This window comes from uncultured Mucilaginibacter sp. (genome assembly GCF_903893715.1).
In the GTDB taxonomy this organism is placed as follows: Bacteria; Bacteroidota; Bacteroidia; order Sphingobacteriales; family Sphingobacteriaceae; genus Mucilaginibacter.
In genome coordinates this window covers 1-2,679 of record NZ_CAITNG010000096.1, presented here as the reverse complement: position 1 = coordinate 2,679, position 2,679 = coordinate 1, and the positions used below count along the sequence as shown (strand labels likewise).

Genomic DNA, 2,679 nt, shown 5'->3' with positions numbered 1-2,679 from the left:
GTTTAAAACTCTTTCTGTAAGAGGATAGGAAATCAATGTATTTCCTGCTTTTTAGCTAGGCGTATTTCATACTAAAAAGATAAGCAATCGCATTTTTAACGGAAATATTGAATAGAACTTTGAATTGTTGCTTTTTAGGCGTACTCAAGGAAAATACCCTGGTTTATGTAGAAGCGGTATCGCAACACGCTGAGTACCGCATACTATATAAGGTATTGAATAAATGGGTGCCGTATTTCTGTTTTAACCTCATCATCAAAGTCTGAATGGGAAAAGGCCTGGTTCTCTATGATGGAGAACCGGGCCTTTTACTTTTGTTGTTACGCTTTGAAGTGTTAATTCCCCAATTATTAGCAACCTAAAGGGCTACTTTCTGCTAAATTTTTACAATTTTAAGATTTAAGCATTGATGCATCAAATCGTTTACTTAATCTTCGCCATTTATTATTGACATCTGGAATCGTCTGTGTCAGGTTTTTCCAATTTCTCTTTTCATAAAGTTCTATTTCACCGTATGCGATATTCAATATGAAGGGCTTTGTCTCTGGCTTCCCTACAATATGCAAGCTGTTGTAATGAGTGCAGTAAGACTGGCCAACATTAGCTGAACTGGTATCGCCAATTACTTGAAAATCCTTTTTGACTTTTGAAAGCCAAGCTGACTGGTCCAACGCTTTTTTAATTACTGGAATCTCTTCTTCGGAAAGCTGTCTTACTGTGTAAATATTCCCAATGTGATAAATGATGGAATTTGGATCGAGTGTAAATAGTACGACCTTATCCGCCACTCCTTCAAATTTCGTATCTCGATAGCAATCTAAATACCCGATTTTTTTTCTAACCATTTCGTCATTGTTAAGCCATTCTTCATACCCGTACGTATAGTGTTTATTGTTCTTTAATCCGGGCATACCCGAACTCAAACGTGCAACACCGGCCACTTGCTTCCATAAAAGATCATTCCAAACTAATTTTGCCGCGTAAATCATAGTGCTATTTTAATAATTATGAAGTTCAAAATCGGCTGTTTTTAATGGCTTATTTTTCGGATCAAATTATTTCCGCTATCGGCCACATATAAATTCCCAGATGCATCCAGTGCTATGCCACCGGGACCAGAAAAAGATGCAGTATTAGCGAGTCCATTTGCTGCACCAAGAACTCCAGTACCGGCAAATGTTGTAACATCCCCAGAAGAATTAATTTGACGAATTCTATTGTTGCCATGATTATTCCAGAAACCCTCTAAAACATATAAATTTCCGGATGAACCCATAGCTAAACCCGCAATTTGACTAAATAATGAAAACGCAGCAGCAGCATCGGTATAGCCCATTTTTCCTTTTTGTCCAGCATAGCTTGTAACAACTCCTGAGGGACTGATTTTGTAAATAAAGCAATTGTTAAAAGTGACGTCCACAGCATAGATATTCCCCTGTGTATCCAGCGTTATAGCCCCTGGCGGGAAACCTAGGTTGCCTATGGTTGTAACCACTCCATTCGGGCTGATTTTTCGGATCAATTTATTTCCGCTATCGGCCACATATAAATTCCCAGATGCATCCAGTGCTATGTAACTTGGATAAGTAAAAGAGGCTGCTACTCCGGTGCCGTCTAATATACCCACTGTACCACTGCCAGCGAATGTTGTAACAAGACCAGATGGTGTGATTTTTCGGATCAGTTGATTACCACTATCGGCTACATATACGTAACCAGCCGGATCAACAGCTATACCACTAGGAGAATTAAAAGAAGCTACAGTTCCAATGCCATTTGTCGCTCCTTGTAGAAAATTTCCGGCTAATGTTGAAACTAAACCGGATGGCGTAATTTTTCGAATAATATTAGATTGGGCAACATAAACATTCCCGGCAGCATCTACAGTTATACTGTTAGGATTGTTAAAAGTTGCTGCTATACCTTGTCCATCAGTTGCGCCACGGTATACACTTCCAGCAAATGTAGTAACATACCAAGATGATGCGTTTGGTAGTGTTGTGAAACTAATAACCGGACCATATCCTGTTCCTACACTATTAGTTGCATAGGCTACAACAAAATAAGTAGTGCCGGGAGAAAGGCCCGTTATGTTGCTTGAAAAAGGCCCTGTTGAATTACCATTAGCCGTTTTAGTTGAAAGGGTGATTGTTGGATTTGGTAACGTGCTCCAAACAATCCCTTCAGCAGTTATTGCACCTCCTCCATCGCTCGAGACAAATCCGCCACCAACTGCTTGAATATCGGTAATGCCTGACACTGTTGTTGTATTCACTGTAGGTGCTATTGTTAAATTCAATATAGGTGTAATAGGCGTGTTCGAAATAGGCGTGTTCGAGCTCTTTCGGCACGATATTGATGTGCTCAAAATTAAAAGAGCCGATAAAGTAATCAGGTAATAGCTTTTCATAAGGTTTATAAATATAATTTCAAAACTATCGAAAAACCTATATTAGATACTTTATCGAATCATCAACTAGAATACGAAATAGGTTTACAAACTAATTCACCTAATTATGCATACTTTTAACATGTATTATTGAAAAAGTTTAAATTTGCGTTTGGCGATATTGATAGCTTTTTAACATACCATCTTTATTTATGAAACAAACCTTACTGGTGTTTTTTTATTTTCTGTTGTTTGTGGCAAAAACCGATGCCCAAACCTATTGGGTAAAT

General features: G+C 38.3%; 4 protein-coding genes. 2 read left to right on the top strand and 2 right to left on the bottom strand.

All coding sequences use genetic code 11. The features are described 5' to 3' along the window. Positions 1 to 107 precede the first annotated feature (107 nt). A complete protein-coding gene (locus QZX97_RS10965; protein ID WP_295650665.1) occupies positions 108 to 266 on the top strand; it encodes a hypothetical protein in 159 nt (52 codons plus the stop codon). 126 nt (positions 267 to 392) lie between these two features. Here QZX97_RS10965 and QZX97_RS10960 read toward each other — a convergent pair whose 3' ends face one another. Continuing rightward, complete coding sequence (locus QZX97_RS10960; protein ID WP_295650662.1) at positions 393 to 989, bottom strand: hypothetical protein; 597 nt, start codon at positions 987 to 989, stop codon at positions 393 to 395. A 41-nt stretch (positions 990 to 1,030) separates the two neighbouring features. Further along, a complete protein-coding gene (locus QZX97_RS10955) occupies positions 1,031 to 2,260 on the bottom strand; it encodes a hypothetical protein (RefSeq protein WP_295650659.1) in 1,230 nt (409 codons plus the stop codon). On the opposite strand from QZX97_RS10955, the gene QZX97_RS10950 reads away from it, so the two are divergent. Next, on the top strand, positions 2,250 to 2,399 hold the full coding sequence (locus QZX97_RS10950) for a hypothetical protein (protein WP_295650657.1): 150 nt from the start codon (positions 2,250 to 2,252) through the stop codon (positions 2,397 to 2,399). The genes QZX97_RS10955 and QZX97_RS10950 overlap by 11 nt on opposite strands. Positions 2,400 to 2,679 lie beyond the last annotated feature (280 nt).